Source organism: Actinorhabdospora filicis, assembly GCF_030269765.1.
GTDB lineage: Bacteria > Actinomycetota > Actinomycetes > Mycobacteriales > Micromonosporaceae > Actinorhabdospora > Actinorhabdospora filicis.
Map to the genome: position 1 here is coordinate 1,862,211 of NZ_BSTX01000001.1, position 20,871 is coordinate 1,883,081.

The following is a 20,871-nucleotide window of genomic DNA, read 5'->3' on the forward strand; positions in this document are numbered from 1 at the left end:
TCCCGCCGATCCGGCCGAAAGGATGAGGTGCGGCAGGTCAGGGCGTCCAGTGGCTCAGGTCGACGCCACCCGGCAGGGGACGCCGTCCCCACAGCCCGAGCAGCAGCTCCTCGGCGGTGCCCTCGACGCGGACGGCCGGCTCGCCGGGCCCGAAGGCCACCGAGCGGGCGCCGTCGCTCACCTCGACCGCGTACGCGGGTGCCTCGATGCGCCCGAGCCTGACCTGGCGCGGCGCGAAGAACTCCACGGCCTCCAGGACGCCGTCCCAGGCCAGCTCGGCGTCGATCGGGCCGGGCGCGCCGTGGGCGTCCTCGGCGTCCCAGCGGTGGATGAGGAACTCGAAGCAGCGGCGGCGGCGCCAGAACGCCACGGTCCGGTCGTCCCCGAAGGTCCAGGCGGGCGTGGACGGGTCGAGCGCGAGCGCGGCCAGCTCCTGCGCGGCGTTGGCGTCGAACCACGCGAGGACGTCTTCGGGCGCGGGCGGGGGTTCGAGGTCGCCGTGTCCCTCGTTGATGGCGGCGGCGACCCACAGGTTGTACCCGCCGACGTGTTCGGCGAGGTCCCGCAGGGTCCAGCCGGGGCAGGCGGGGACGGGCAGGTCGAGCGGGGTCAGCAGTGCTCGCATGGCGGCCAGCTCGTGGCGGGCGTGGGCGAGGTGGACGTCGGTGGGGAGGTACGGCATGGGGTCATTGAAGCCGGGTGGCCGTGGGTGATCAAGTGCGGTTCGGTTAACGCTCGAATCCCGCCACGAACCTGGTGAGCAGCCGCGCGAACTCCGCGCGTTCCGCTTCGCTCCAGCCGGTCATGGCGCGGTCCATGGCGGCCTCGCGGGCGGCGGTGGCGCGGGCGATGACCTCGCGGCCGGTTTCGGTGTGCTTGAGGAGGGTGCGGCGGCCGTCGGACTGGTCGGCCTCGCGGCGGACGTGCCCGGCCTCGACGGCGGCCGACACGAGCTTGCTGGCGCGGGGCTGGTCGACGTCGAGGGCGAGGGCGATCTCGCGGACGCCGACGTGTTCGCCCTTCTCGTGGGCGGACTCGATGGCGTCGAGGACGTCGAAGTGCGCGGCGGCCGGGTCGCCGGGGGCGTTCCTGGCCAGCAGGGCGCGGCGGCGCTGACTGCGCCGGATGCCGGTCATGGCGCGGGCGACCTGTTCGGCGGGGTTGACGGACACGCGGACTCCAATATATGCTCGCCGACAAGTACATGTCAGTAGACAACTACTTGCTCCACTGCAACCAGTCTAGCGGGAGTGTGCCGTGTTCAAACCGATCGGCTTCTATCTCAAGCGCCTCGACGGCCTCATCACCGCCGCCTTCGACGAAGTCCTCGCCGGGCACGGCCTGCGCCGCCGCCACTGGCAGGTGCTGACCACGCTCGCCGAGCGCCCCGGCGCGCCCGGGGAACTCGCCGCCCGGCTCGCCCCGTTCTGGACCGAGGAGGACGTCTCCTTCGCGTCGGTGCTGGACGACCTGATCGGCCGCGGCCTGGTCACCGTCGCCGACCTCGTCGAGATCACCGAGACCGGGCGCGCGACTCAGAAGGAGCTCGAAGTCGGCGTGGACGGGTTCCGCGCGCGCATGATGACCGGCCTCGACCGCGAGGACTACGAGAAGTGCGTGGCGGCCCTGGACCGGATGTGCGCCAACCTCACCTGAAGTCGGCCCGCCGCGCCGCCCGCCGGAACACCCGCAGCAGCAGCGGCCCGGTGGCCGCGATGAGCAGGCCGGTGGTGACCGCGCGGCCCACGTCCCAGCCCAGGGACGTCGCCACGCTGTAGGCGATGAGGCGGCTCAGGTTCTCCCCGACTCCGCCGCCGGGCAGGTACGACAGCTGTGAGCCGTCGGCGAAGAAGGGCCAGAAGGACAGGTTCAGCGCCAGCCCGAACAGCAGGCTCGCCACGGCTCCATAGGCGGCCAGCAGGAGGATCTCCCACTTGCCCTTGGCGCGCGGCAGCAGGCCCGCCCCGAAGGCGAAGAAGGACGCCCCGAGCATCTGGTAGGGCAGCCACGGCCCGACGCCGCCGGTCAGCAGCGCCGAGGCGAACATCGAGGTGCTGCCCAGGGCGAAGCCGAAGCCGGGCCCGAAGACGCGCCCGGCGAGCACGTACAGGAAGAAGACGGTCTCGACGCCGCCGGTTCCGGCGCCGAAGGGCCGCACCGCGGCGATCACCGCCGACAGGACCCCGAGCATCGCCACGGTCTTGGCGTCCATGCCGCCGTCGGACAGCTGCGCGAGCACCACCGCCAGGACCAGCGGCAGCAGCGCGGCGAACATCCAGGACCCGGCGGGCCCGCCGGCCAGCGCGCCGGAGGGCGCGACCAGCAGGGGCCAGCCGATGGCGAGGACGCCGAAGACCAGCGCCAGCGACATCGCCACCAGCGTGCGGGGACGCAGTCCGATCACGCCAGGCCCGCCCGTACTTCTTCGACGGTGAGGTACCGCGCGGGCGCCAGCACCTTCGACACCTGCGGCGCGAAGATCGCCGAGGACGTGACGATCTCGCGCGCGGGCCCGTCGGCGACGATCTCGCCGTCGGAGAGCACGATGACGCGGGTGGCGTACTCGGCGGCGAATTCCACGTCGTGGGTGGTGACCAGCAGGGCCGAGCCCGCCTCGGCGAGCTCGCGCAGCCGGGTGGCCAGGGCGGCCTTGGCGGGGTAGTCGAGACCGCGGGTGGGCTCGTCGAGCAGCAGGACGGGCGGCGCGGCGGTGAGCACGACGGCCACGGCCAGCGACAGCCGCTGCCCCTCGGACAGGTCGCGCGGATGGGCCGCGGGGTCGATGCCGGGTGTGAACCGGCAGAGCAGGTCCCAGCAGGAGACGGGTGGGTTGCCGCCGGATTCCCGGTCGGCCTGGGCGCATTCGGCGGCCACCGTCTCGGCGTAGAGCAGGTCGGCGGGTTCGGACGGGACCAGCCCGGCCAGTCGCCGCCGCCGCTTCGGGTCGAGTGTGGACGGATCGGCGCCGGCGACCTCGATGACGCCACCGGCGCGCTTCCCGGTGCCCTGCAAGGCCCACAGCATCGAGGACTTCCCGGACCCGTTGCGGCCCATGACCGCCACCCGCTCGCCGCGCCCGACGGTGAAGCCGACGCCGTTCACGGCGGTGACGCCCGGGTGCCGGACGGTCAGGTCCCGCACCGACAGCAGCGGCTCACCCTCCACAGGGGACGGTTCCGGCGGCTCGGGCAGCGAGGACCGCAGCGAGGCCGCCCGGCGGCGGGCGTCGCGGACCGAGACGGGCACCGGCGACCAGCCCGCGAGCTTCGCCAGCCGCACCACCGGGGGCGCGACCGGCGCGTCCAGTAGCACCTCGCCGGGTTCGCCGACCTCGATGCCGGGGACGCCGGGGCGCAGCAGCGCGACGGTGTCGGCGTACTGCACGACCCGCTCCAGCCGGTGCTCGGCCAGCAGGACTGTCACGCCGAGGTCGTGGACGAGGCGGTGCAGCGCGGCCAACACTTCCTCGGCCGCGCCGGGGTCGAGGGCGGAGGTGGGCTCGTCGAGGACGAGGACCTTCGGCTGCGCGGTCAGCGCGGCGCCGATGGCCACGCGCTGGCGCTGCCCGGCCGACAGGGTCGAGAGTGGACGGTCGCGCAGCTCGGCGAGCCCGAGCAGGTCGACGGTCTCGGCGACGCGCTTGCGCATGATCGCGTCGGGGGTGGCCAGGGATTCCATGGCGTAGGCCAGTTCCTCCTCCACCGACTCGGTCACGAATCCGGCGAGGGGGTCCTGGCCGACGTAGCCGACGACGTCGGTGAGCTCGGAGGGCCGGTGTTTCCGGGTGTCGCGCCCGGCGACGGTGACGGTGCCGTGGAAGGTGCCGCCGGTGAAGTGCGGGACGAGCCCGCAGACCGCGCCCAGCAGCGTGGACTTGCCGGTGCCGGTGGGGCCGACGAGGAGCCGCAGCTCGCCCTCGGGCACCTCGAAGTCCACATGGGACAGCACGGTCCGGGTGCCGTAGGCGATGGAGACGTCTTCGAAGCGGATCACCGGGCGGCCTCCTTGTTCGGATCGGGCGCGATCCACGCCGGGAGCGTGGCGGCCAGCACGCCGAGGGCGGCGTAGAGCGGCAGTCCCGGCACGCTCAAAGGCGTCACGGGCGGGTTGAGGACGCCGGGGTCCAGCGCCTGGGTGGCGATGACGGCCCCGGCGGCGACCGCGCCGGACAGGGTCACCGCCCATTCGCGCCAGCCGAAGGGATCGGGCCGGTAGCGGGTGCGCGGGACGCGGCGGGCGGCCAGCACGATGCCGGTGACGGCGAGCGCGCCGCCGAGGGCGAGGAAGAGCCCGCCGGTGAGGCCGGTGGATTCCCTGGCGAGCAGGCCGTAGGCGCCCACGCACATGCCGAGGACGCCGGTGAGCATGAGCGCGGCGGTGAGGCGGCGGGCGGTTTTCGAGACGGTGCCGGGACGCCCGTAGCCGCGGGTGTCCATCGCGGCGGCCAGGGCGAGGGAGCGGTCGAGGGCGTCGTGCAGGACGGGCGCGACGACCGCGCGCAGCAGGTGCCGGGGTCCGCGATCGGTGTCGCCGCGCAGGGTCCGGGCGCGGTTGACGCGTTTGGTGGAGGCCACCAGCTGGGGTGCCATGGACAGTGCGACGACCACGGCGACGCTGACCTCGTAGAGCGCGGCGGGCATGGAGCGGACCAGGCGCCGGGGGCTGGCGAGGGCGTTGGCGGCGCCGACGCAACCGAGCAGGACGGCCAGGCGCAGCCCGTCGTAGAGGGCGGCGAGGGCGCCTTCGGCGGTGACGGGCCCGCCGATGCGGATCCCGGAGAGCCAGTCGGGGAGCGTGAGCTGCGGGAGTCCGATGAGGACGGTGGGGCCTTCGACGCCGCCGAGGACGAGGTGGAAGAGGAGGCGGATGCCGATGGCCAGCAGGCCGAGGCGCAGGAAGACCTTGTAGGCGTCGGACCAGGGTTCGGGGCCGCGCCGGGCGGCGACGACGAATCCGGCGACGGCCACGATCAGCGCGAGCAGCCAGGGGTTGGTGACCGGGCTGGCCGCGGTGGCCAGCCCGAGCGCCCATGCCCACCACGCGACCGGGTGGAGCCGCTTACTCACTGGTCTTGCGCCGCCGGATCTGCCAGACCGCGCCACCGGCGAGGGCGGCGATGGCGACGGCGCCGAGGATCCAGCTGACCGTGCCGGTGCCGGAGGAGGCCGAGGCGTTGTCCGCGTTGATGCCGGGTTCACCCGAGGCCGCCGACGAGGAGGCCGCCGCCGAGTCCGCGGGAGCGTCCGAAGTGGACGGCCCCGGGCTGGAGGGCGACGCGGGGTCCTTCGGGCCGGGCTCGGTGGTGGCGGTCTGGCCGGGCTTGGCCGGGTCGCCGCCGGGCTTGGGGTCCTCGGTCTTGGGCGGCGGCTTGGGCGCGGGCTGCTCGGCCGGGGGCGCGATGGACGGCGGTTTCCCGGCGCCGTAGGCCCAGCCCTCGACGTCGCCGGGCTTGGGGTTGCGGGTGCCGGGGCCCTTGGGGCTGTAGGTCCACGAGCCGCCGGGCGAGCCGTACCAGTAGGACCAGTACTTGTTGGTGGGCGGCGGGTCCGGGCAGTCGCCGGGTGTGCTGTTGATGCTGCACACCAGCTTGGTGGAGTTCTGCCGGTAGCCGAAACCGGCACTCGACAAAGCCGCCAGGCCACTGCCCGGATCGCCGTTGGCGCAGGAGGTCTGCGCGCCGCCACCGTTGTCCACGACGACCGTCACGCCGCCGCCTTCACGGCAGGACGCGGCCTGCGCGGCCGGGGCGGCGATCACCGTCCCGGCTGTGGCGCACAGGGCCAGGGCGGCCAGGGCCGCCGACAGTCGCCGTGGGGAGGTCACCGGCGGGCCCGCTTCCGGTTCACCAGGACGAGGACGGCGCCCGCGCCGACGAGCGCGGCACCGGCGGCGATGGCCACGCCGAGGGACGTGCCGGTCTTCGCGAGGGGGTCCTTCGCCACGTTGGTGGGCTTGGTGGTGGGGGTGGTCGGGGTGGGCTTGGTGGAGCAGTCGAGGCCGACGACGGCGGTGGTGTCGTCCTTGGCGTTCAGCTCGATGAGGCCCTCACCGGTGAGGCCGAGGACGCCCTGGGCGGTGGCCATCGCGGTCATGTCGTCCACGGCCGGCTCGTTCCAGCCGATGGCGCCGCGCTCGCTCTCCTTGGCGGAGCAGCCGACCTGGAGGGTGAGCAGGAACTTGGCGGCCTTGTCGGCGGACGCGGTGCGCCCGGCCGAGCGCAGGAGCTGCCCGGCCATGCCGGTGGTGTTGGCGTTTTCGACGTTGGAGTAGGAGTCGGCGAAGCCGCCGTCGGCCTTCTGGGCCTTCTCCACGTAGTCGAGGGACTTGGTGGCCGCCGGGGACTTCTGCGCGACGAGCGCGGTGGCGACGAGGGTGGTGGCGTCGATGTCGGAGAAGCAGTTCGCGCCGCCCCAGTCCCAGCCGAAGCCGCCGTCGGGGCACTGGCCGGTGGCCAGGGCGGTGACGGTCGCGGCGGGCGCGCCGCCGGTGGTCTTGCCGAGGGCGAGGACGGCCAGGCCCTGGTCGTTGGGGGTGCCGGCGCCGGTGAGCTTGCCGTCCTGGGCGATCAGGCCGCGCAGGGTCTGCTCCAGGTCGGTGCCGCCGAAGGCGTGGACGTCGCCGCCGACGGCTTCCACGGCGAGCATGACCTTGCCGAGCGCGCCGGGCTTGTAGGCGCCGGTCTTGGCGTCCTTGACGTAGGCCTCCAGCGCGGTCTTGGAGTCGAAGGCGCCGACGAGGGCCTTCGCCTTGTCCGAGGCCACGTCGGCCGAGACCAGCGCGAGGGCGTGGTCGAGGCCGAAGCTGGGGATGGCGGGCTGCTGGGTCGACAGCCAGGACGCGGCGGCCTTGGCGGCGGGCACCGGCTCGGCGGCCTGCGCGGGCGCGGCCAGGAAGGCGGTGGTGATCGCGCCCGTGACGGCGGCCACGGCGAGGGAACGGCGGAGCATGCGAGGGGCCTTTCCGCGGCCTGGGCACAGAAAGGACCGCGTGAGGCCCGTTCCGTCCCGCTGCCGCGACGGGAGGAGTGAACGAGTGGGACGGAACGCGGGTACTCGGGCTCGCGCCGCCGAATGGGACGCACACCGTTGCGGGTCAGCGCCGGAATCGCACCGGACTTCCCCCGCGGGCCGAAGATGAAATTGTGGTCAACAGTCTCTCGACCTGCGAACACGCCTGTCAACCTGGTCGGCCGGCTTGTCTCTTTGATCACCCATGCGACGAACCCGCAGCTCAGCCGATGCGTTCGCGCACCGGCGGACCGGACACTGCGGCACGATGGACGCATGAGCGACGAGGACGTACGCATCGAGCACGACACCATGGGCGAGGTCGCGGTCCCGGCGTGGGCCGCCTGGCGGGCCCAGACGCAGCGCGCGGTGGAGAACTTCCCCATCTCCGGGCAGCGTCTCGACCACGCGCTCATCGCCGCGCTGGCCCGGGTGAAGTCGGCCGCGGCCGCGGTCAACGCCGAGCTGGGCGTCCTGGACGCCGACATGGCCGCCGCGATCGGCGCCGCCGCCGACGAGGTCGCCGAGGGCACCTACGACGAGCACTTCCCGGTGGACGTGTTCCAGACCGGTTCGGGCACCTCCAGCAACATGAACGCCAATGAGGTCATCGCGACCCTGGCCACGGCCCGCCTGGGACGTCCGGTGCACCCGAACGACCACGTGAACGCCTCGCAGTCCAGCAATGACGTGTTCCCCTCGGCGATGCACCTGGCCGCCGTGGACACCACCGTGCACAAGCTGATCCCGGGGCTGACGACGCTGGCGAGCGCGCTGGAGGCGAAGTCGGCGGAGTGGTCGCGGACGGTCAAGTCCGGCCGCACGCACTTGATGGACGCCACCCCGGTCACCCTCGGGCAGGAGTTCTCCGGCTACGCCGCCCAGGTGCGCTACGGCGTCGAGCGCGTCCGGAGCAGCCTGCCGCGCGTGGCGGAGCTGGCGCTGGGCGGCACGGCCGTCGGGACGGGTGTGAACACGCCGCCCGGGTTCGCCGCGGCCACGATCGCGCTGATCGCCTCCCGCACGGGATTGCCGGTGACCGAGGCCCGCAACCACTTCGAGGCGCAGGGCGCGCGGGACGCGCTGGTGGAGCTGTCGGGGCAGTTGCGCACGATCGCCGTCGGGCTGTTCAAGATCGCCAATGACGTCCGCTGGATGGGTTCCGGCCCGCGCACCGGGCTGTCCGAGCTGCGGATCCCCGATCTCCAGCCGGGTTCGAGCATCATGCCGGGCAAGGTGAACCCGGTGCTGGCCGAGGCCGTCCGGCAGGTCGCCGCGCAGGTCGTCGGCAATGACGCGGCGATCGCCTTCGCGGGCGCGGCCGGGGATTTCGAGCTGAACGTGATGCTGCCGGTGATCGCGAAGAACCTGCTGGAGTCGGTGAACCTGCTGGCGAACGTGTCGGCGGTCTTCGCCGAGCGCTGCGTCGCCGGGCTGGAGGCGAACGAGGAGCGGCTGCGCGAGTACGCCGAGGGTTCCCCGTCGATCGTGACGCCGCTGAACCGGTACCTGGGTTATGAGGAGGCGGCGGCGATCGCCAAGCAGGCTCTGAAGGAGCGCCGGACGATCCGCGAGGTGGTGCTGGAGCGCGGGCACGTGGCCGAGGGGCGGCTGACGGAGGCCGAGCTGGACGAGGCCCTGGACGTGCTGCGGATGACCGGGACGGTCTAGCTCAGGCGGTGAGGTTGAAGAACTCGCCGAAGCTGAAGATGATCGGGCGCCACCGGTCCCGGTCGATGTAGTGGTGCTGGTCGGGCACCAGGATGGCCTCGTCGATGTGGGCCCGCACGACCCGGACCTCGATGCTGACGATGTCGGCATCGGGGTCCCCGAAGGGATGCACGTTTTCGACCACGGCCTCCAGCTGGACCGGGCATTCGGCGGCCCGGGGCGGCTTGACGAGGTCGGAGGGCGCGGTGGTGAGCTGCGCGGTGCCGAACTTGTCGGGCTCGTAGCGGTAGCCGAGCTCCACTTTGGACTCCGGGACGGGGTTCAGGCCGGTGGTGCCGCCGAGGCGGTCCACGTTGTCGCCGAGTTCCCAGGACGGCAGGTTCAGCACGCATTCGCGTTCGCGCATGAGGTTGCGGGCGGTGGCCGCGCGGGTGCTCAGGCCGAGCATGCAGGACCGGCGCATCCACCAGGCCGAGGACATGGGGGCCAGGTTGGGCGAGCCGTCCTCGTTGAGGGAGCTGATCAGCACGACGGGCGTGCCGAAGTAGAAGCTGCGCGGTTCCACGACGAGATGGGCCATCGGTCCTCACTCAGGGCTTGAGGGGTGAGATCCCCGGGGATGACGGGATCCCCGGGGGCTCGGAAGCTACCCACGCGCGAGGGCGGTGATCAACTGATTCGGAACATGCGACATCGGTTGCCGTGTAAGGGAAGGGGGTCAGCCTTCGAGGTAGCCGCGCAGGCCGTCCACCACGACGTCGATCGGCTCGGGCGCGAGGCGGTAGAGGACGTAGTAGCCGCTCCGCTCGGTGGTCAGCACACCCGCTTCGGCCATGAGCCGCAGGTGCCGGGAGAGGGCGGCCTCGCTCAGGCCGACGAGTGGGGCGAGTTCCTGGGTGCTGCGCGGCCGTTCGGCGATGAGCCGCAGGGCTCGCAGGCGCGTCTCGTCGGCGAGGGCGCGCAGGACCCGCAGCAGGTCTTCGGGCGGCACCGGGGGGCGCGGCCGCCGGGCCATGGGGAAGACGAGGGTGGGCGGCCACGGCCGGTCGCAGTTGACGCGGACGTGCGGCCAGGCGTGGAAGCTGGGGACGAGCGTGAACCGCTCATCGGGCCCGATCGTCACGTCGTGTTCGTGGCGGCGGTCGAGCCAGAAGCGCCCGGCGGCCTCGTCGGCGCGGATCTCGGGACGCAGGCCGCGCAGGAACGGGTAGAGCCCGTGGGCGGCCAGGGTCGTCCCGGCCTCGGCGACACTCGCGGCGAGGAGTTTCTCCAGCCGGGCCCATTCCTCGCCGAAGGCCTCGTCCCAGTAGCCGGTGAGGAGGTCGAGGAAGCGGTCGAGGACGGTGTGCGGCTCGTCGAGGACGAGGCGGACGAGGTCGAGGCTCTTGGGCGCCAGCTCGGCCGCGCGGGTGAGGAGTCGGTCGCGCGCGGCCGGATCGTTCAGGCGCGCGGGATCGCGGGTGGCGGCGAAGGTCTCGGTGAACTCGAAGGCCAGGACCTCGGGGGTGAAGGCGCGCAGCCGGGTCAGTTCGTCGGCGAAGCCCGGGAAGGGCCCGGTGGGCGTGGGGTAGAAGAACGCCGGGAAGTGGGAGCGGTAGACGAAGCCGAAGGCGGCGATCTCGCGTTTCAGGGTGGGTGAGAGACCGCGCATCCGCCGGACCCATTCGTGCTGGAGCGGGTGGTGTTTGGGTTCGATGAGGACGTGCAGGCTCAGGACCGCTTCGAGGGCCGGGGAGTAGGCGAAGGCGAGGCGGTCGACGGCCGAGGCGGGGAGGTGGAAGGTGATCACCGGTGCCTCCGGCCCGAGCGGTGAGTGATCAGTCAGAAGTGACTAGTCGAGGGTGGGTAATCAGAGACGGGTAGTCAGGGGTGGGTGATCAGGCGTGATTGATCAGATGCGGGCCCGGAGTCTCCCCCGGGCCCGTGCCGCTCTGATCTGGTCTGATCTGATCTGGCCTGGTCTGGTCTGAGGCCGGGCTAGAAGGCCGCGGCGACCTTAAGGAACACGTCGTTCTCCTCGGCGGTGCCGACGGTGACGCGGACGCCTTCACCGGCGAAGGGCCGGACGATGACGCCGTTGGATTCGCAGTGCTTGGCGAAGTCGACCGACTTGTCGCCGAGGGGCAGCCACACGAAGTTGGCCTGCGACTCGGGCACGTCGGCGAAGAGCTCGCGGACGGCGGCGGTGAGGCGGTCGCGCTCGGCGATGACGAGGGCGGCCCGGCGGGCCATTTCTTCTTCAGCGCGCAGGGCGGCCAGCGCGGCGGCCTGGACGCAGGCGTTGGTGGAGAAGGGGGTGATGACCTTGCGGACGGCGTCGGCGACCTCGGGGGCGGCGACGAGGTAGCCCGCGCGGAGTCCGGCCAGTCCCCAGGCCTTGGAGAAGGTGCGCAGGACGACGACGTTGGGGCGGTCGGCGAAGTCCATGCCGTCGGGGACGCCGGGGTCGGTGACGAACTCGCGGTAGGCCTCGTCGAGGACGACCAGGACGTCGGGGCCGACGGTGTCGAGGAAGCGCTCAATCTCCTCGCGACGCAGGAACGTGCCGGTCGGGTTGTTCGGGTTGCAGACCAGGATGAGCTTGGTGCGGGGGGTGACCGCGGCGGCCATGGCGTCCAGGTCGTGACCGTGGACGGGGGTGTTGGGGATCTTCACGGCGGTCACGCCGGCGGTGGCGGCGATGATCGGGTAGGCCTCGAAGGAGCGCCAGGAGAAGATGATCTCGTCGCCGGGCATGGCGGTGGCCTTGACGAGGTGCTCGCAGAGGGCCACGGAGCCGCAGCCGGTGGCGACTCGGTCCACCGGGACGTCCAGCTTGGCCGCGAGGGCTTCGCGGAGGGCGAGGACGCCCATGTCGGGGTAGCGGTGGACGTTGGTCACGGCCTCGGTGACGGCTTCCACGACGCCGGGCAGGGGTCCGTAGGGGACCTCGTTGCTGGCGAGTTTGATGGCCTCTTCGATGCCGAGCTCGCGGGCGAGGTCGGCCGGGCTGCGGCCGGGGACGTACTTCGGCAGCGCTTCGAGGTCAGCGCGGGTCAGGTTGGCCATCGGGGTCTCCTTGGGTGGGGATGGAGCCGGCGAGGATCACCGCCGTGCCCGGGGACTTGTCGTGCAGGCACTGGCGCAGCGGCTTGTCGCGCAGGCACCACAGTGCGTCCGCCACGAGGATGATCCATCCGCAGATCAGGATCAAGAAGGGGAGGGCCATGAACGACCAGCGCAGGCTGTTGGGGAAGATCCGCATCGGCTGCCCGTAGACGGGGACGACTTTGATGCCGACCATGCGTTTGCCCAGGGTCTGACCGGTGTAGGTGGTCATGGGGACCTCGTAGACGTACCAGAGCAGGAGGGCGACGAGGATGATCGTCATCTGGAGCTGCCCGGCTCGTTCACTGAGTTTCAGGGGGTAGGTGGTCTCGCCGTTCAGGGCGGCGGCCTCGACCTGGGGCCAGACCTCCTGCATGAACTGGAAGATGAAGTAGCCGTCGACTACGGCGATGAGCAGCAGGATCGCGACGATGTCGATGAGGCGGGCGACGAGCCGCTGGCCGGGGGTGGCCAGGACGACGCCGCGCATCTTCGTCTCGGGCATGCCGAAGGGCGTCCCCGGACGAGCGGCGGGTCCGGCGCCGGGCTGATAGCCCGTGGGCGGGCGGCGGTCGATGGGGGTGACGTCGGGACGCGGGGGTGCCCAGCTGGGGTCCGGCTCGCTGTTCGCACTGGTGGAAGTGGCGGTGCCGGGGACCGGGACGGGCTCGGGCTCCGGGGCGGGTGGGCCGTCGGGCGCGGGAGCGTCGGCGGGCAGCGCGGCGCCGATCCACTGCTCGCCGTCCCAGTACCGCTGGGTTTCGGGTGCGGCGGGATCCCGGTACCAGCCGGGCTCGATACTGCTCACCCGCGCCATTGTGTCAGGGCCCTCCTGATCGTTCCCTGGGGTCGGTTCCTCGATCATGCCGTGTTTCCGCCGTTTCCGCCGGTCCGGGTGGGTGTGGGTGAGGACCGCCGGTAGACAGGAGGGCGTGACGGGAGGCACCCGTCACACGGGAGGGATCATGCGCAAGCTGGTGACACGGGGACTGGCCGGAGGACTGCTCGCGGGGGCCATCGCGCTCGGGGGGATGGCCGTCGCCGGGACGGCGCAGGCCGCGCCGGCGGGGCCGCAGCACGTCGTCCCGCCGGGGTACGAGTTCTATGACGACTACTGGACCTACGCGGGCTGCCGCGAGGCGGGGTTGTCCGGGAAGGCGCAGGGGAACTGGCGCGAGTGGCACTGCGAAGAGAGTGCCGTCGACTGGAACCTGTGGGTTCTGTACTGAGGCCGGATCAAACACGGGGGGATGAGTCATGGGGACGAAGCTGAAGTGGGCCGCGCGTGCGGCGTTGGCGCTGGCGGCGGCGACCGCGGTGGTCGGCGGCGTGGCGGGGTCGGCGCAGGCCGGGACCGGGGCGGGTCCGTACACCTGGGAGGGCTGGTACGGGAGTGACCAGTTCTGCGGGTACATCGGGCATCAGGGGCAGATGGACGGGTCGTGGCGGCAGTACCACTGTGAGCCGGTGACTCCGAGGCACTGGGACTTGTGGGTGCGCTGAGCGTGTAGGTAGCCGGGCATCCCCGGGACCGTGCCCGGTCCCGGGGGTGTCCCTTAGCTGCGCCGGGTCAGGTGGTGATGGTCGGAGCGGATCCCGGACTGGTGCTCGAACAGATCCCACATCCGGTGGCGGCCTCGCGAGCGGGGGTGAAGCGTCGACATCCCGGCGGCGAGCGAGCGGCGTATCAGCGAACCGACGAGTTGGCATGTCGTGCACCGGTACCGGCGTCGGCCTCGTTCGAGGAGAGATAGGACGCCGACCGTGATGATCGTGGACGACGCGCCGCCCAGTGCGGTGACGAGCGGCGGTAGGTCGGCTAGGTTATGGAGCAGCATGGAGGCTTGTCCTTCGTGTGGAGGAGCCACCCCGATAGCTGTCCAGGCTTTAGGCGGGGTGGCTCGTTTCTGTCTTCAGGCAGTTAGGGACGCGAGGACGCCGCGCTCGACGGCTTTCACTCGGATCAGACAAGTCGCCACGGGCTTGCCGCAGGAGCACACGGAGTCGCCCGCGTGGGTGTGGTGTCTGAGGATGGCGGCCCACCAGCGGTGCCACTCGGCGGACTGGTCTGGGCAGGGTTCGGAAGAGCGCACGGTGATCCCCCAAGGTGTGCGTGATGGGGAGGACCGGGCGAATGCAGTTGCAGCGCGTTGGGAATGGTCGGTGCGCTGCCCGCCCGGTCCTCCGGGGATGTGCCGTCACCTGCCTGGGGAGTTTCGATCCCGGGAATGGATCATCGACAGCAAGGCCGTGCTCGCCCCCACCGCGTGCACGGTCGGGCTAATGGCAGGTGACAAACGATCATCACGCGTGCAAGACTGATGATGATCGTCGAAAGCTCTACTCGATAGGGATCTCCTTTCTTCGATTTGGGGACCGGGACGGGTCCAGGGCTACCAACCATGAGGAGCCCGTCCCGGTCGTTTATGAGCAACTTTCGCGATGACGTTACCGCCCTCACTTTATCGCTCACTCGTTGTATATCATGACCTTTCTCACTGATGCAACACTGCAGACATGATCAGCCTGCGTGTTGCCGCCAGCAGGAAGGGAGTGCGATCTTGGCGAGGGTGCCGACGATCCGAGCCATCTGGCTCGGGCAGGAACTCCGCAGTCTTCGCATGAACGCCGGGCTCAGTGCGAGAGGTGCTGGCACGTACCTGTCGCGCGACGCCACCACCGTCACGCGGATGGAACTCGGCGAGGTACACATCACCGACGCAATGCTGCAGGCCTTCTTCGAGATGTGCGGCCTCAAAGACCCACACCGGCGGGCCGATTTGGAGTTCATCCACAAGGATGTGGCGCAGGCAGGATGGTGGGATGGCTATCGCGGCGAGATCGCCAGCACCCTCATGGATCGCGCCTGGATCGAAGATCGATCCACGACCATCGCATCGTTCGAGCCGATACTCGCTCCCGGCCTACTGCAAACCCGCGAGTACGCCGAGATCGTCATTCGCGCCCTCGACGCCGATGCCCCAGACGAGCAGATCGAGCGCTGGGTAGACGTGCGCATGAACCGGCAGGCGGTCGTGATGGGCCATCGGCCACTTCGCTTCGACGGCATCATCGACCATTCGGCCCTCACACGCCGCATCGGTGGGGCTGAGGTGATGGCGCGGCAACTTGATCACCTGGTCATGGCGCTGGAGCGGCCGAACATTCAGCTACGTGTGCTGCCCGTCGATGTGGCCGCCCATGCCGGTCTGTCAGGTGCGTTCGCCGTGTACACGATGGTCAGGCCGTACCCAGTCGTCGGCTTCGCGGATACGAGTGCGGGGGAGTTGTGCGTAGAAGGAGAAGCGGTCGATCGGTTGGTCCGATCGTATGATCGCCTCCTAGAAGCGTGCCTTGACGTGCAGGCTTCCCGGGAATTGATCATCGCCGAGAGGAACAAACTGTGATCGCGTGGCGCAAGAGCAGCCGCAGCGGTTCGAGCAGCGGTAACTGTGTGGAAGTCGGCGGGTGGCGCAAGAGCAGCCGCAGCGGCAGCTCCGGCGGCAACTGCGTCGAGGTCGGCCAACTGACCGACCTCACGGGCGTCGCCCTCCGCGACACCAAAGACCGCAAAGGCCCCCTGCTCACCTTCACCGTCCCCCAGTGGCGGGGTCTCCTCGCCGACCTGAAGCGCGGGGAGCTCGACCCCCGCTAAACACAGCGTCCCGGGAACCATGAGGTTCCCGGGACTTCTCCCTGTGTCTTAAAGCTCCGTACCTACCCCGGCCCTACAGGTTGCCGCGGGCGTCCTGCTCGCGCTCGATGGCCTCGAACAGGGCCTTGAAGTTGCCCTTGCCGAACCCGAGCGAGCCGTGGCGCTCGATGAGCTCATAGAAGAACGTGGGCCGGTCCTGCTGCGGCTTGGTGAAGATCTGGAGCAGGTACCCGTCCTCATCCCGGTCCACGAGGATCTTCCGCTTCTTCAGCTCCTCGATGGGAGCCCGAACCTCACCGATCCGCGCGCGGAGCTCGGGGTCGTCGTAGTACGAGTCGGGCGTGTCGAGGAACTCCACACCCGCCGCGCGCATGGCGTCCACCGAAGCCAGGATGTCGTTCGTCGCGAGCGCGATGTGCTGCGGCCCGGGTCCCTCGTAGAACTCCAGGTACTCGTCGATCTGCGACTTCTTCTTCGAGATCGCCGGCTCGTTCAGCGGGAACTTCACCTTGCGCGTCCCCGACGCGACGACCTTGGACATGAGCGCCGAGTACTCCGTCGCGATGTCATCACCGACGAACTCGGCCATGTTCGTGAAGCCCATGACGCGCTTGTAGAACTCGACCCACTCGTCCATCTTGCCGAGCTCGACGTTCCCGACCACATGGTCAATCGCCTGGAAGTAGCGCTTCGGGCCGGTGGTGCGCTCCACCATCGGCTGACGCGCCACGAAGCCGGGCAGGAACGGCCCGCTGTACGCCGACCGGTCGATCAGCGAGTGGATCGTGTCGCCGTACGTGTGGATCGCGGCGTAGCGGATCTCGCCGTGCTCGTCCTTGAGCGTGGTGGGCTCGGTGTGGCTCCGCGCGCCCTGCTTGATGGCATAGGCATAAGCGGCGTCGACGTCCGGGATCTCCAGGGCGACGTCGGTGACGCCATCCCCATGAATCGTGTGGTGCTCGGCGCCGGGGGCGTTCCGATGAACCGCACCCTTGAGCACGAAGCGCGCCCCACCGGACACCATGACGTACTCGGCGTAGTCGCGGTAACCCTGCTCGGGCCCGCGGTAGGCGACCAGCTTCATGCCGAAGGCGGTCGAATAGTAGTGCGCCGCCTGCTTGGCATTGCCCACGTGGAAGGTCACGTGGTCCCAGCCCTTGATGGGGAACGGGTCCTGGCTGATGTCGTGCTCGATGGCGCCGACCAGCACGGCCTCGCTGATCTCGGGTTCAACAGCAGTCATGGATCCGCCTCCTCGCGTTCCTCGTCCGGTTACGAGCGAAGGATCGCGTACCCCCAGCACACTGGGCAACACGTCACCATTCACATGGTCAACTTGTACGATCTGACGGCCGTACCCGCCCGTATGCTGGTCAACATGACCAGTCCCGGACCTGTTACGGCTATGGGCTCTGTTACGGCAGTGAGTGCCATCGATGTCCTCGACGCTCGCCTGATCCGCCTACTGGCCGAGGAGCCGCGCATCGGCATCCTCGAATGCGCCCGCCGCCTCGCCGTCGCGCGCGGCACCGTCCAGGCCCGCCTCGACAAACTCGTCGCCCGCGGCGTCATCCAGGGCTACGGCCCCGACATCGACCCGGCCGCCCTCGGCTACCGCGTCACCGCCTTCGTCACCCTCGAAATCCGCCAGGCCGGCGGCCACGACCGCGTCGGACGCCACCTCGCCGGGATCCCCGAAGTCCTCGAAGCCCACACCGTCACCGGCGGCGGCGACATCGTCGCCCGCGTCGTCGCACGCGACAACGCCGACCTCCAGCGCGTCATCGACCAGATCGTCGGCTACGAGGGCGTCCTGCGCGCTTCTTCCGTGATCGCCCTGGCCGAACAGGTCCGCTACCGCACCGGACTGCTCGTGGAGGCCGCCGTCCGCAACTGACCCGCTTTCCCTTCCCGCTCACCATCCCTCTGCCCCTGCCCTCGGTCCTCGGCCCCGCGGCCTCAGATGGCGCAAAACCGGGGCCGCCCAAGATCGCCCATTCCATCTACAATGGACCGATTCCGGCCCGGACGCGACCCGGGCCGCCGCTCATCGGGGCCACGACGGGGTGGGGGACGGATGAACGACGCAGCGCCCAATGGAATGCCCGGCGGGCCGGCCGACAGGATGCCCGGTGAGATGCCCTGGCACCCCCATCACCCCGTCCTCGAAGCCCTCCGCGCCCGCCGCGAGCGCCCCGGCGTCCCCGGCGACCGCCCGGACGGGCTCCGCATCGGCCTGGCCGTCGAAGGCGGCGGCATGCGCGGCGTCATCTCGGCGGCGATGCTGGCCGCGCTTGAGGACCTGGGCATCCCCTACACGTCCTTCGACGTCATCTTCGGCACCTCCTCGGGCGCCATCAACTGCGCGTACTACGTCGGCGGCGACACCTGGTACCCGCTCACCATCTACTTCGACGACCTCGGCACGCGCGAGTTCGTCGACTTCCGCCGCGCCTTCGGCGGCAACATCCTCAACCTCGACTACGCCCTCGGCCACATCGTCTCGCGCGTCAAACCACTCGACGTGGCCGCGCTGGTCGACTCGCCCGTCCCGGTGCACATCACCATGACCAACGTGGACGAGCTGCGCACCGAGTCCGTCGCCAAATACGCCTCCGGGGACGAAGTGATGGCCGCGCTGCGGGCGAGCATGTGGCTGCCGGTCGCCATCCGCGGCACCACGCGCTTCCGGGACTTCCGGGCCGTCGACGGCGGCGTCCTGACCGCCCACCCCTTCCAGCTCGCCCTGAACGACGGCTGCACGCACGTCCTGTCCCTGAGCACACGGCCGATCCAGCCGCCCAGACCCCGGCTCAACCTGATGCACTGGCTCACCCACCGGCACCTGGAGAAGCTCCAGAAGGGCCTCGGCTCGGGCTACCTCGACGCCGTCCGCCGCTACCGGGTCGACCGGGTCCGCCTCCAGCAGCGGATGCGCGAGCCCGGCGAGGCCCCCTACGTCCTCGACCTCGCCCCGCTGTCGCACATGACCGAGGTCAAACGGCACGAGATCCGGCTCGGCCACCTGATCGCCGGGGCCCGCCAGGGCTACGAGCTGATGTGCTGCGCCATCGAAGGCCTCGACCCCTCCACCGTGCGGTCGGGCGGGGTCCAGGCCCTGCCCCGGTTCACGTTCGTCAGGAGAGAGCATGGCGCCACCCCGTCCCGTCTCCCGCGTCCGGACGCTGATCACGACCTGCGACAGGCTGCCGAAAAGCCCGGCGGCCCTGGCGGCCTGGACGGATGAGGACTGGCGGCTCGCGCTGGCCGACCTGCCGCAGGACTCCGCGGCCTTCTACGACCGGCTGGTCACCGACGCCGACGGGGTGATCGAACGCCTCCGGTCCTGGTGGGCGGACACCCCCGACGACCCCCTGCGGGGATACCTGGGGCTGGTGATGCTCACGCTCATCGGGCTGCGCCACTCCGAGAGCGTGCGCATGGGCACCTCCTACACCCACGACTGCGCCCGCGACTGCGTCCCGCTGGTGGCCGACCCGCGCGTCCAGGACGCCGTCACCGCGATCTACAAGCCCGGCGCGCTGCCCGAGTCGGTCCGGCACCCCGACGGCCGCCGCGCCGGCGCCGCCCGGCTCACCACCGGCCTGTCGGTGCGCTGGCGCGGCCTGGGCGAGTTCCGTTTCCACCGGCACGGCACGACCTCGGTGATCCTCACCGTCCGCGAGCGCGGCGAGACCTCCGACGCGGTTCTGAAGTGCCTGCTCTACCCCTACCTGCGCATCCCCGCGATCGCGCGGGCGACGGTCGCCTACCAGGCCGACACGACACCGCGCGGCAACGGGGACACCGTCGCCGTCGCCGTCCTCAAGCACACCGCGAAGGTCCGGGCCAGTGCCGACAGCTGGATCCTGATGGACTTCGTGCCCGGCGTCCAGCTCGACGCCCACCTCGCCGGGCACCGCCCCACTCGTCCGGGACTGCGGCTGGACCTGCTCCAGGACGTCGGGAAGGGCTTGCTGACCGCGCTGGACGAGCTGGACCGGGCCGGTCTGCGGCACGGCGACCTGTCCATGTCCAACGTCCTGGTCGACAACGGCGGCGTGACCCCGGAACTGACCCTCATCGACCTGGGACCGAACTACCTGCACACCCACCGCATCCCCGGGCGCGGGGAGGACACCGCCTTCACCGCTCCGGAGCTGGGATCCGACCGGCGGGACCTGGCCGGGGCCGACCTGTACTCGCTGGGGCAGCTGCTCATCCGGGCCGGGGCGGGGGCGAACACTCCCGACGGGACCGTCCCGGACGCCTTCTACGCCGAGGCGCCACGGCTCGCGCGGTTCCTGGAGGACCTGGTGGACCGCGACCCGGCCAAGCGGCTCCTCGTCATCGAGGAGGCCGGCGAGACGGACAAGCCCCCCGATGCCCGGGAGCCCCCGGAACCCGAGGAGCCCGGCGGGGGCGAGCGGGCGGGCCGCTATCTGCGGCTGTGCCGGATCCTCCTCGACGAGATCACCATGGTGAGCGAGTCGCGGCGCGGCGGGCGTCCCGGCCCGAACTCGCCCTGGTACGCGCACCTGCGGGAGCTGGCGCGGCCGCTGTCCGGCGTCCCGGCCGAGCAGCGGCGGCTGTGGGCGCAGAACCGGCGGCTGCGTTCGGCCGGGCGGCGCGACCCGGAGCTGCGGCGGCTGCGGAAGTGGTCCATGGTCAGCGCCTACGCGTTCTTCGTCGCGGCGACCCTGATCATCATGTACTGGACGCGCGACATCGGCTTCAGCTGGGACACGCGGCTGATCAACCTCATCCAGCTGGTCACCGGCACCTCCCGGGACACCCTGCCGGGCTTCGACGACATCCTCCGGTACCCGCACGACGAGCCGCTGAACAGCCTCCCGGCGCGGATGGTGTGCCTGAGCTTCGCCTTCGCCGGGGCGAAGTACTACCAGAACGTCTTCGCCGGGGTCAGCCCCTTGATCGCCTCGCGCAACGACCGCCCCCTCTGGCGGCGGGCGGTGGCCGCCGAGATCGGCATGCGCGCGATGACGCTGGTGCCGTTCGTGCTCACCGTCAGCCCCACCCTCATCGACCGCGACTGGTGGCCGATCTGCACCGCGCTGGGGATCACCGCGACGTTCCTGTGCAACCTGATGTGCGCGCGGTTCGCGCAGCTGGCGCTGAAGCGGGCCCTGGACAAGGGGCTCACCACGGTCCCCCGCGCGGTCGGCGAGGAGGACCGCTCGGACGTCTACGGGGCCCGCGCGATCCGGGGATGGACCTCGACGGCGGCCTTCTACGCGTTCAACTGCTGGTGGATCGGGCTGCTGATCTACTTCGGCGTCCTGAAGGACGTGTGGGTCTACGCCGGCGCGGTCACGCTGATCAACCTGGTGCTGTTCTACGTGATCCGCTGCGGGCTGGACGCCCCGCGCGTGCGCACGGGGCTCCTGCGGGCGTGCCTGGCCGCCGAGCGGGTGCGGCGGCTGGAGTAAC

22 protein-coding genes are annotated in these 20,871 nt (G+C 70.9%); 9 read left to right on the plus strand and 13 right to left on the minus strand.

The features are described 5' to 3' along the window. Window positions 1–37: 37 nt before the first annotated feature. Entirely contained in the window at window positions 38–682 is a 645-nt protein-coding gene (locus QSK10_RS08690) for a maleylpyruvate isomerase family mycothiol-dependent enzyme (RefSeq protein WP_285662100.1), read from the minus strand. A gap of 46 nt (window positions 683–728) precedes the next feature. After that, on the minus strand, window positions 729–1,172 hold the full coding sequence (locus QSK10_RS08695) for a MarR family winged helix-turn-helix transcriptional regulator (RefSeq protein WP_285662101.1): 444 nt from the start codon (window positions 1,170–1,172) through the stop codon (window positions 729–731). Window positions 1,173–1,257: 85 nt separating this feature from the next. Here QSK10_RS08695 and QSK10_RS08700 point away from each other — a divergent pair, with 85 nt between their 5' ends. After that, entirely contained in the window at window positions 1,258–1,656 is a 399-nt protein-coding gene (locus QSK10_RS08700; protein WP_285662102.1) for a MarR family winged helix-turn-helix transcriptional regulator, read from the plus strand. On the opposite strand, the gene QSK10_RS08705 is transcribed toward QSK10_RS08700, so the two are convergent. The 5 genes from QSK10_RS08705 to QSK10_RS08725 are packed head-to-tail and all read right to left on the minus strand — an operon-like array spanning window position 1,649 to window position 6,947. After that, window positions 1,649–2,404, minus strand: a complete 756-nt coding sequence (locus QSK10_RS08705) for an ECF transporter S component family protein (RefSeq protein WP_285662103.1) — start codon at window positions 2,402–2,404, stop codon at window positions 1,649–1,651. The two genes, QSK10_RS08700 and QSK10_RS08705, sit on opposite strands and share 8 nt — an antisense overlap. Beyond that, window positions 2,401–3,993 carry an ABC transporter ATP-binding protein gene (locus tag QSK10_RS08710; RefSeq protein ID WP_432705302.1) on the minus strand — a complete coding sequence of 531 codons (1,593 nt, stop codon included), beginning with the start codon at window positions 3,991–3,993 and terminating at the stop codon, window positions 2,401–2,403. The genes QSK10_RS08705 and QSK10_RS08710 overlap by 4 nt, the downstream gene beginning before the upstream one ends. Next, the gene (locus tag QSK10_RS08715; protein ID WP_285662104.1) at window positions 3,990–5,066 is read right to left on the minus strand and encodes a CbiQ family ECF transporter T component; all 1,077 of its coding nucleotides are present in this window, start codon (window positions 5,064–5,066) and stop codon (window positions 3,990–3,992) included. Before QSK10_RS08715 ends, QSK10_RS08710 begins: the two co-directional genes overlap by 4 nt. Next, on the minus strand, window positions 5,059–5,823 hold the full coding sequence (locus tag QSK10_RS08720; protein WP_285662105.1) for a hypothetical protein: 765 nt from the start codon (window positions 5,821–5,823) through the stop codon (window positions 5,059–5,061). Before QSK10_RS08720 ends, QSK10_RS08715 begins: the two co-directional genes overlap by 8 nt. Continuing rightward, window positions 5,820–6,947, minus strand: a complete 1,128-nt coding sequence (locus QSK10_RS08725) for an LPXTG cell wall anchor domain-containing protein (RefSeq protein ID WP_285662106.1) — start codon at window positions 6,945–6,947, stop codon at window positions 5,820–5,822. The genes QSK10_RS08720 and QSK10_RS08725 overlap by 4 nt, the downstream gene beginning before the upstream one ends. 336 nt (window positions 6,948–7,283) lie before the next feature. On the opposite strand from QSK10_RS08725, the gene QSK10_RS08730 reads away from it, so the two are divergent. Next, entirely contained in the window at window positions 7,284–8,678 is a 1,395-nt protein-coding gene (locus QSK10_RS08730; RefSeq protein WP_285662107.1) for a class II fumarate hydratase, read from the plus strand. Between the two features lies 1 nt (window position 8,679). On the opposite strand, the gene QSK10_RS08735 is transcribed toward QSK10_RS08730, so the two are convergent. The 4 genes from QSK10_RS08735 to QSK10_RS08750 all read right to left on the minus strand — a co-directional run bounded on the left by QSK10_RS08735 (window position 8,680) and on the right by QSK10_RS08750 (window position 12,573). Continuing rightward, complete coding sequence (locus QSK10_RS08735) at window positions 8,680–9,258, minus strand: flavin reductase family protein (RefSeq protein ID WP_285662108.1); 579 nt, start codon at window positions 9,256–9,258, stop codon at window positions 8,680–8,682. Between the two features lie 138 nt (window positions 9,259–9,396). Beyond that, window positions 9,397–10,467: an ArsR/SmtB family transcription factor gene (locus tag QSK10_RS08740; RefSeq protein WP_285662109.1), complete on the minus strand. Its 1,071-nt coding sequence runs from the start codon at window positions 10,465–10,467 to the stop codon at window positions 9,397–9,399. A 188-nt stretch (window positions 10,468–10,655) separates the two neighbouring features. Beyond that, window positions 10,656–11,726 (minus strand): histidinol-phosphate transaminase, encoded by a 1,071-nt coding sequence (hisC, locus tag QSK10_RS08745; RefSeq protein ID WP_285662110.1) that lies wholly within the window; start codon window positions 11,724–11,726, stop codon window positions 10,656–10,658. Continuing rightward, window positions 11,704–12,573: an RDD family protein gene (locus tag QSK10_RS08750; RefSeq protein WP_285662111.1), complete on the minus strand. Its 870-nt coding sequence runs from the start codon at window positions 12,571–12,573 to the stop codon at window positions 11,704–11,706. Before QSK10_RS08750 ends, hisC begins: the two co-directional genes overlap by 23 nt. Before the next feature lie 157 nt (window positions 12,574–12,730). Between QSK10_RS08750 and QSK10_RS08755 the strand changes: the two genes are divergently transcribed. After that, complete coding sequence (locus tag QSK10_RS08755) at window positions 12,731–12,994, plus strand: hypothetical protein (protein ID WP_285662112.1); 264 nt, start codon at window positions 12,731–12,733, stop codon at window positions 12,992–12,994. 28 nt (window positions 12,995–13,022) lie between these two features. After that, complete coding sequence (locus tag QSK10_RS08760; RefSeq protein WP_285662113.1) at window positions 13,023–13,268, plus strand: hypothetical protein; 246 nt, start codon at window positions 13,023–13,025, stop codon at window positions 13,266–13,268. Between the two features lie 53 nt (window positions 13,269–13,321). Here QSK10_RS08760 and QSK10_RS08765 read toward each other — a convergent pair whose 3' ends face one another. Further along, on the minus strand, window positions 13,322–13,603 hold the full coding sequence (locus QSK10_RS08765) for a hypothetical protein (RefSeq protein WP_285662114.1): 282 nt from the start codon (window positions 13,601–13,603) through the stop codon (window positions 13,322–13,324). A gap of 732 nt (window positions 13,604–14,335) precedes the next feature. Between QSK10_RS08765 and QSK10_RS08770 the strand changes: the two genes are divergently transcribed. Continuing rightward, window positions 14,336–15,172 carry a helix-turn-helix domain-containing protein gene (locus QSK10_RS08770; RefSeq protein WP_285662115.1) on the plus strand — a complete coding sequence of 279 codons (837 nt, stop codon included), beginning with the start codon at window positions 14,336–14,338 and terminating at the stop codon, window positions 15,170–15,172. After that, on the plus strand, window positions 15,169–15,420 hold the full coding sequence (locus tag QSK10_RS08775) for a DUF397 domain-containing protein (RefSeq protein ID WP_349497676.1): 252 nt from the start codon (window positions 15,169–15,171) through the stop codon (window positions 15,418–15,420). Before QSK10_RS08770 ends, QSK10_RS08775 begins: the two co-directional genes overlap by 4 nt. Before the next feature lie 73 nt (window positions 15,421–15,493). On the opposite strand, the gene hppD is transcribed toward QSK10_RS08775, so the two are convergent. Further along, window positions 15,494–16,663 (minus strand): 4-hydroxyphenylpyruvate dioxygenase, encoded by a 1,170-nt coding sequence (gene hppD / locus QSK10_RS08780; RefSeq protein ID WP_285662116.1) that lies wholly within the window; start codon window positions 16,661–16,663, stop codon window positions 15,494–15,496. A 180-nt stretch (window positions 16,664–16,843) separates the two neighbouring features. On the opposite strand from hppD, the gene QSK10_RS08785 reads away from it, so the two are divergent. The 3 genes from QSK10_RS08785 to QSK10_RS08795 all read left to right on the plus strand — a co-directional run bounded on the left by QSK10_RS08785 (window position 16,844) and on the right by QSK10_RS08795 (window position 20,870). Beyond that, window positions 16,844–17,317 (plus strand): Lrp/AsnC family transcriptional regulator, encoded by a 474-nt coding sequence (locus QSK10_RS08785; RefSeq protein ID WP_432705303.1) that lies wholly within the window; start codon window positions 16,844–16,846, stop codon window positions 17,315–17,317. A gap of 180 nt (window positions 17,318–17,497) precedes the next feature. After that, on the plus strand, window positions 17,498–18,667 hold the full coding sequence (locus QSK10_RS08790) for a patatin-like phospholipase family protein (RefSeq protein ID WP_285662117.1): 1,170 nt from the start codon (window positions 17,498–17,500) through the stop codon (window positions 18,665–18,667). After that, window positions 18,570–20,870, plus strand: a complete 2,301-nt coding sequence (locus QSK10_RS08795) for a protein kinase family protein (protein WP_285662118.1) — start codon at window positions 18,570–18,572, stop codon at window positions 20,868–20,870. The genes QSK10_RS08790 and QSK10_RS08795 overlap by 98 nt, the downstream gene beginning before the upstream one ends. The last annotated feature ends 1 nt before the right edge of the window (window position 20,871 follow it).

Excerpts from the sequence above, each read along its gene's own strand:
- QSK10_RS08690 (WP_285662100.1), bottom strand. The coding sequence starts at position 682 with ATGCCGTACCTCCCCACCGACGTCCACCTCGCCCACGCCCGCCACGAG.
- QSK10_RS08725 (WP_285662106.1), bottom strand. The coding sequence starts at position 6,947 with ATGCTCCGCCGTTCCCTCGCCGTGGCCGCCGTCACGGGCGCGATCACC.
- QSK10_RS08730 (WP_285662107.1), top strand. The coding sequence starts at position 7,284 with ATGAGCGACGAGGACGTACGCATCGAGCACGACACCATGGGCGAGGTC.
- QSK10_RS08735 (WP_285662108.1), bottom strand. The coding sequence starts at position 9,258 with ATGGCCCATCTCGTCGTGGAACCGCGCAGCTTCTACTTCGGCACGCCC.
- hisC (WP_285662110.1), bottom strand. The coding sequence starts at position 11,726 with ATGGCCAACCTGACCCGCGCTGACCTCGAAGCGCTGCCGAAGTACGTC.
- QSK10_RS08755 (WP_285662112.1), top strand. The coding sequence starts at position 12,731 with ATGCGCAAGCTGGTGACACGGGGACTGGCCGGAGGACTGCTCGCGGGG.
- QSK10_RS08760 (WP_285662113.1), top strand. The coding sequence starts at position 13,023 with ATGGGGACGAAGCTGAAGTGGGCCGCGCGTGCGGCGTTGGCGCTGGCG.
- QSK10_RS08765 (WP_285662114.1), bottom strand. The coding sequence starts at position 13,603 with ATGCTGCTCCATAACCTAGCCGACCTACCGCCGCTCGTCACCGCACTG.
- hppD (WP_285662116.1), bottom strand. The coding sequence starts at position 16,663 with ATGACTGCTGTTGAACCCGAGATCAGCGAGGCCGTGCTGGTCGGCGCC.
- QSK10_RS08790 (WP_285662117.1), top strand. The coding sequence starts at position 17,498 with ATGAACGACGCAGCGCCCAATGGAATGCCCGGCGGGCCGGCCGACAGG.
- QSK10_RS08795 (WP_285662118.1), top strand. The coding sequence starts at position 18,570 with ATGGCGCCACCCCGTCCCGTCTCCCGCGTCCGGACGCTGATCACGACC.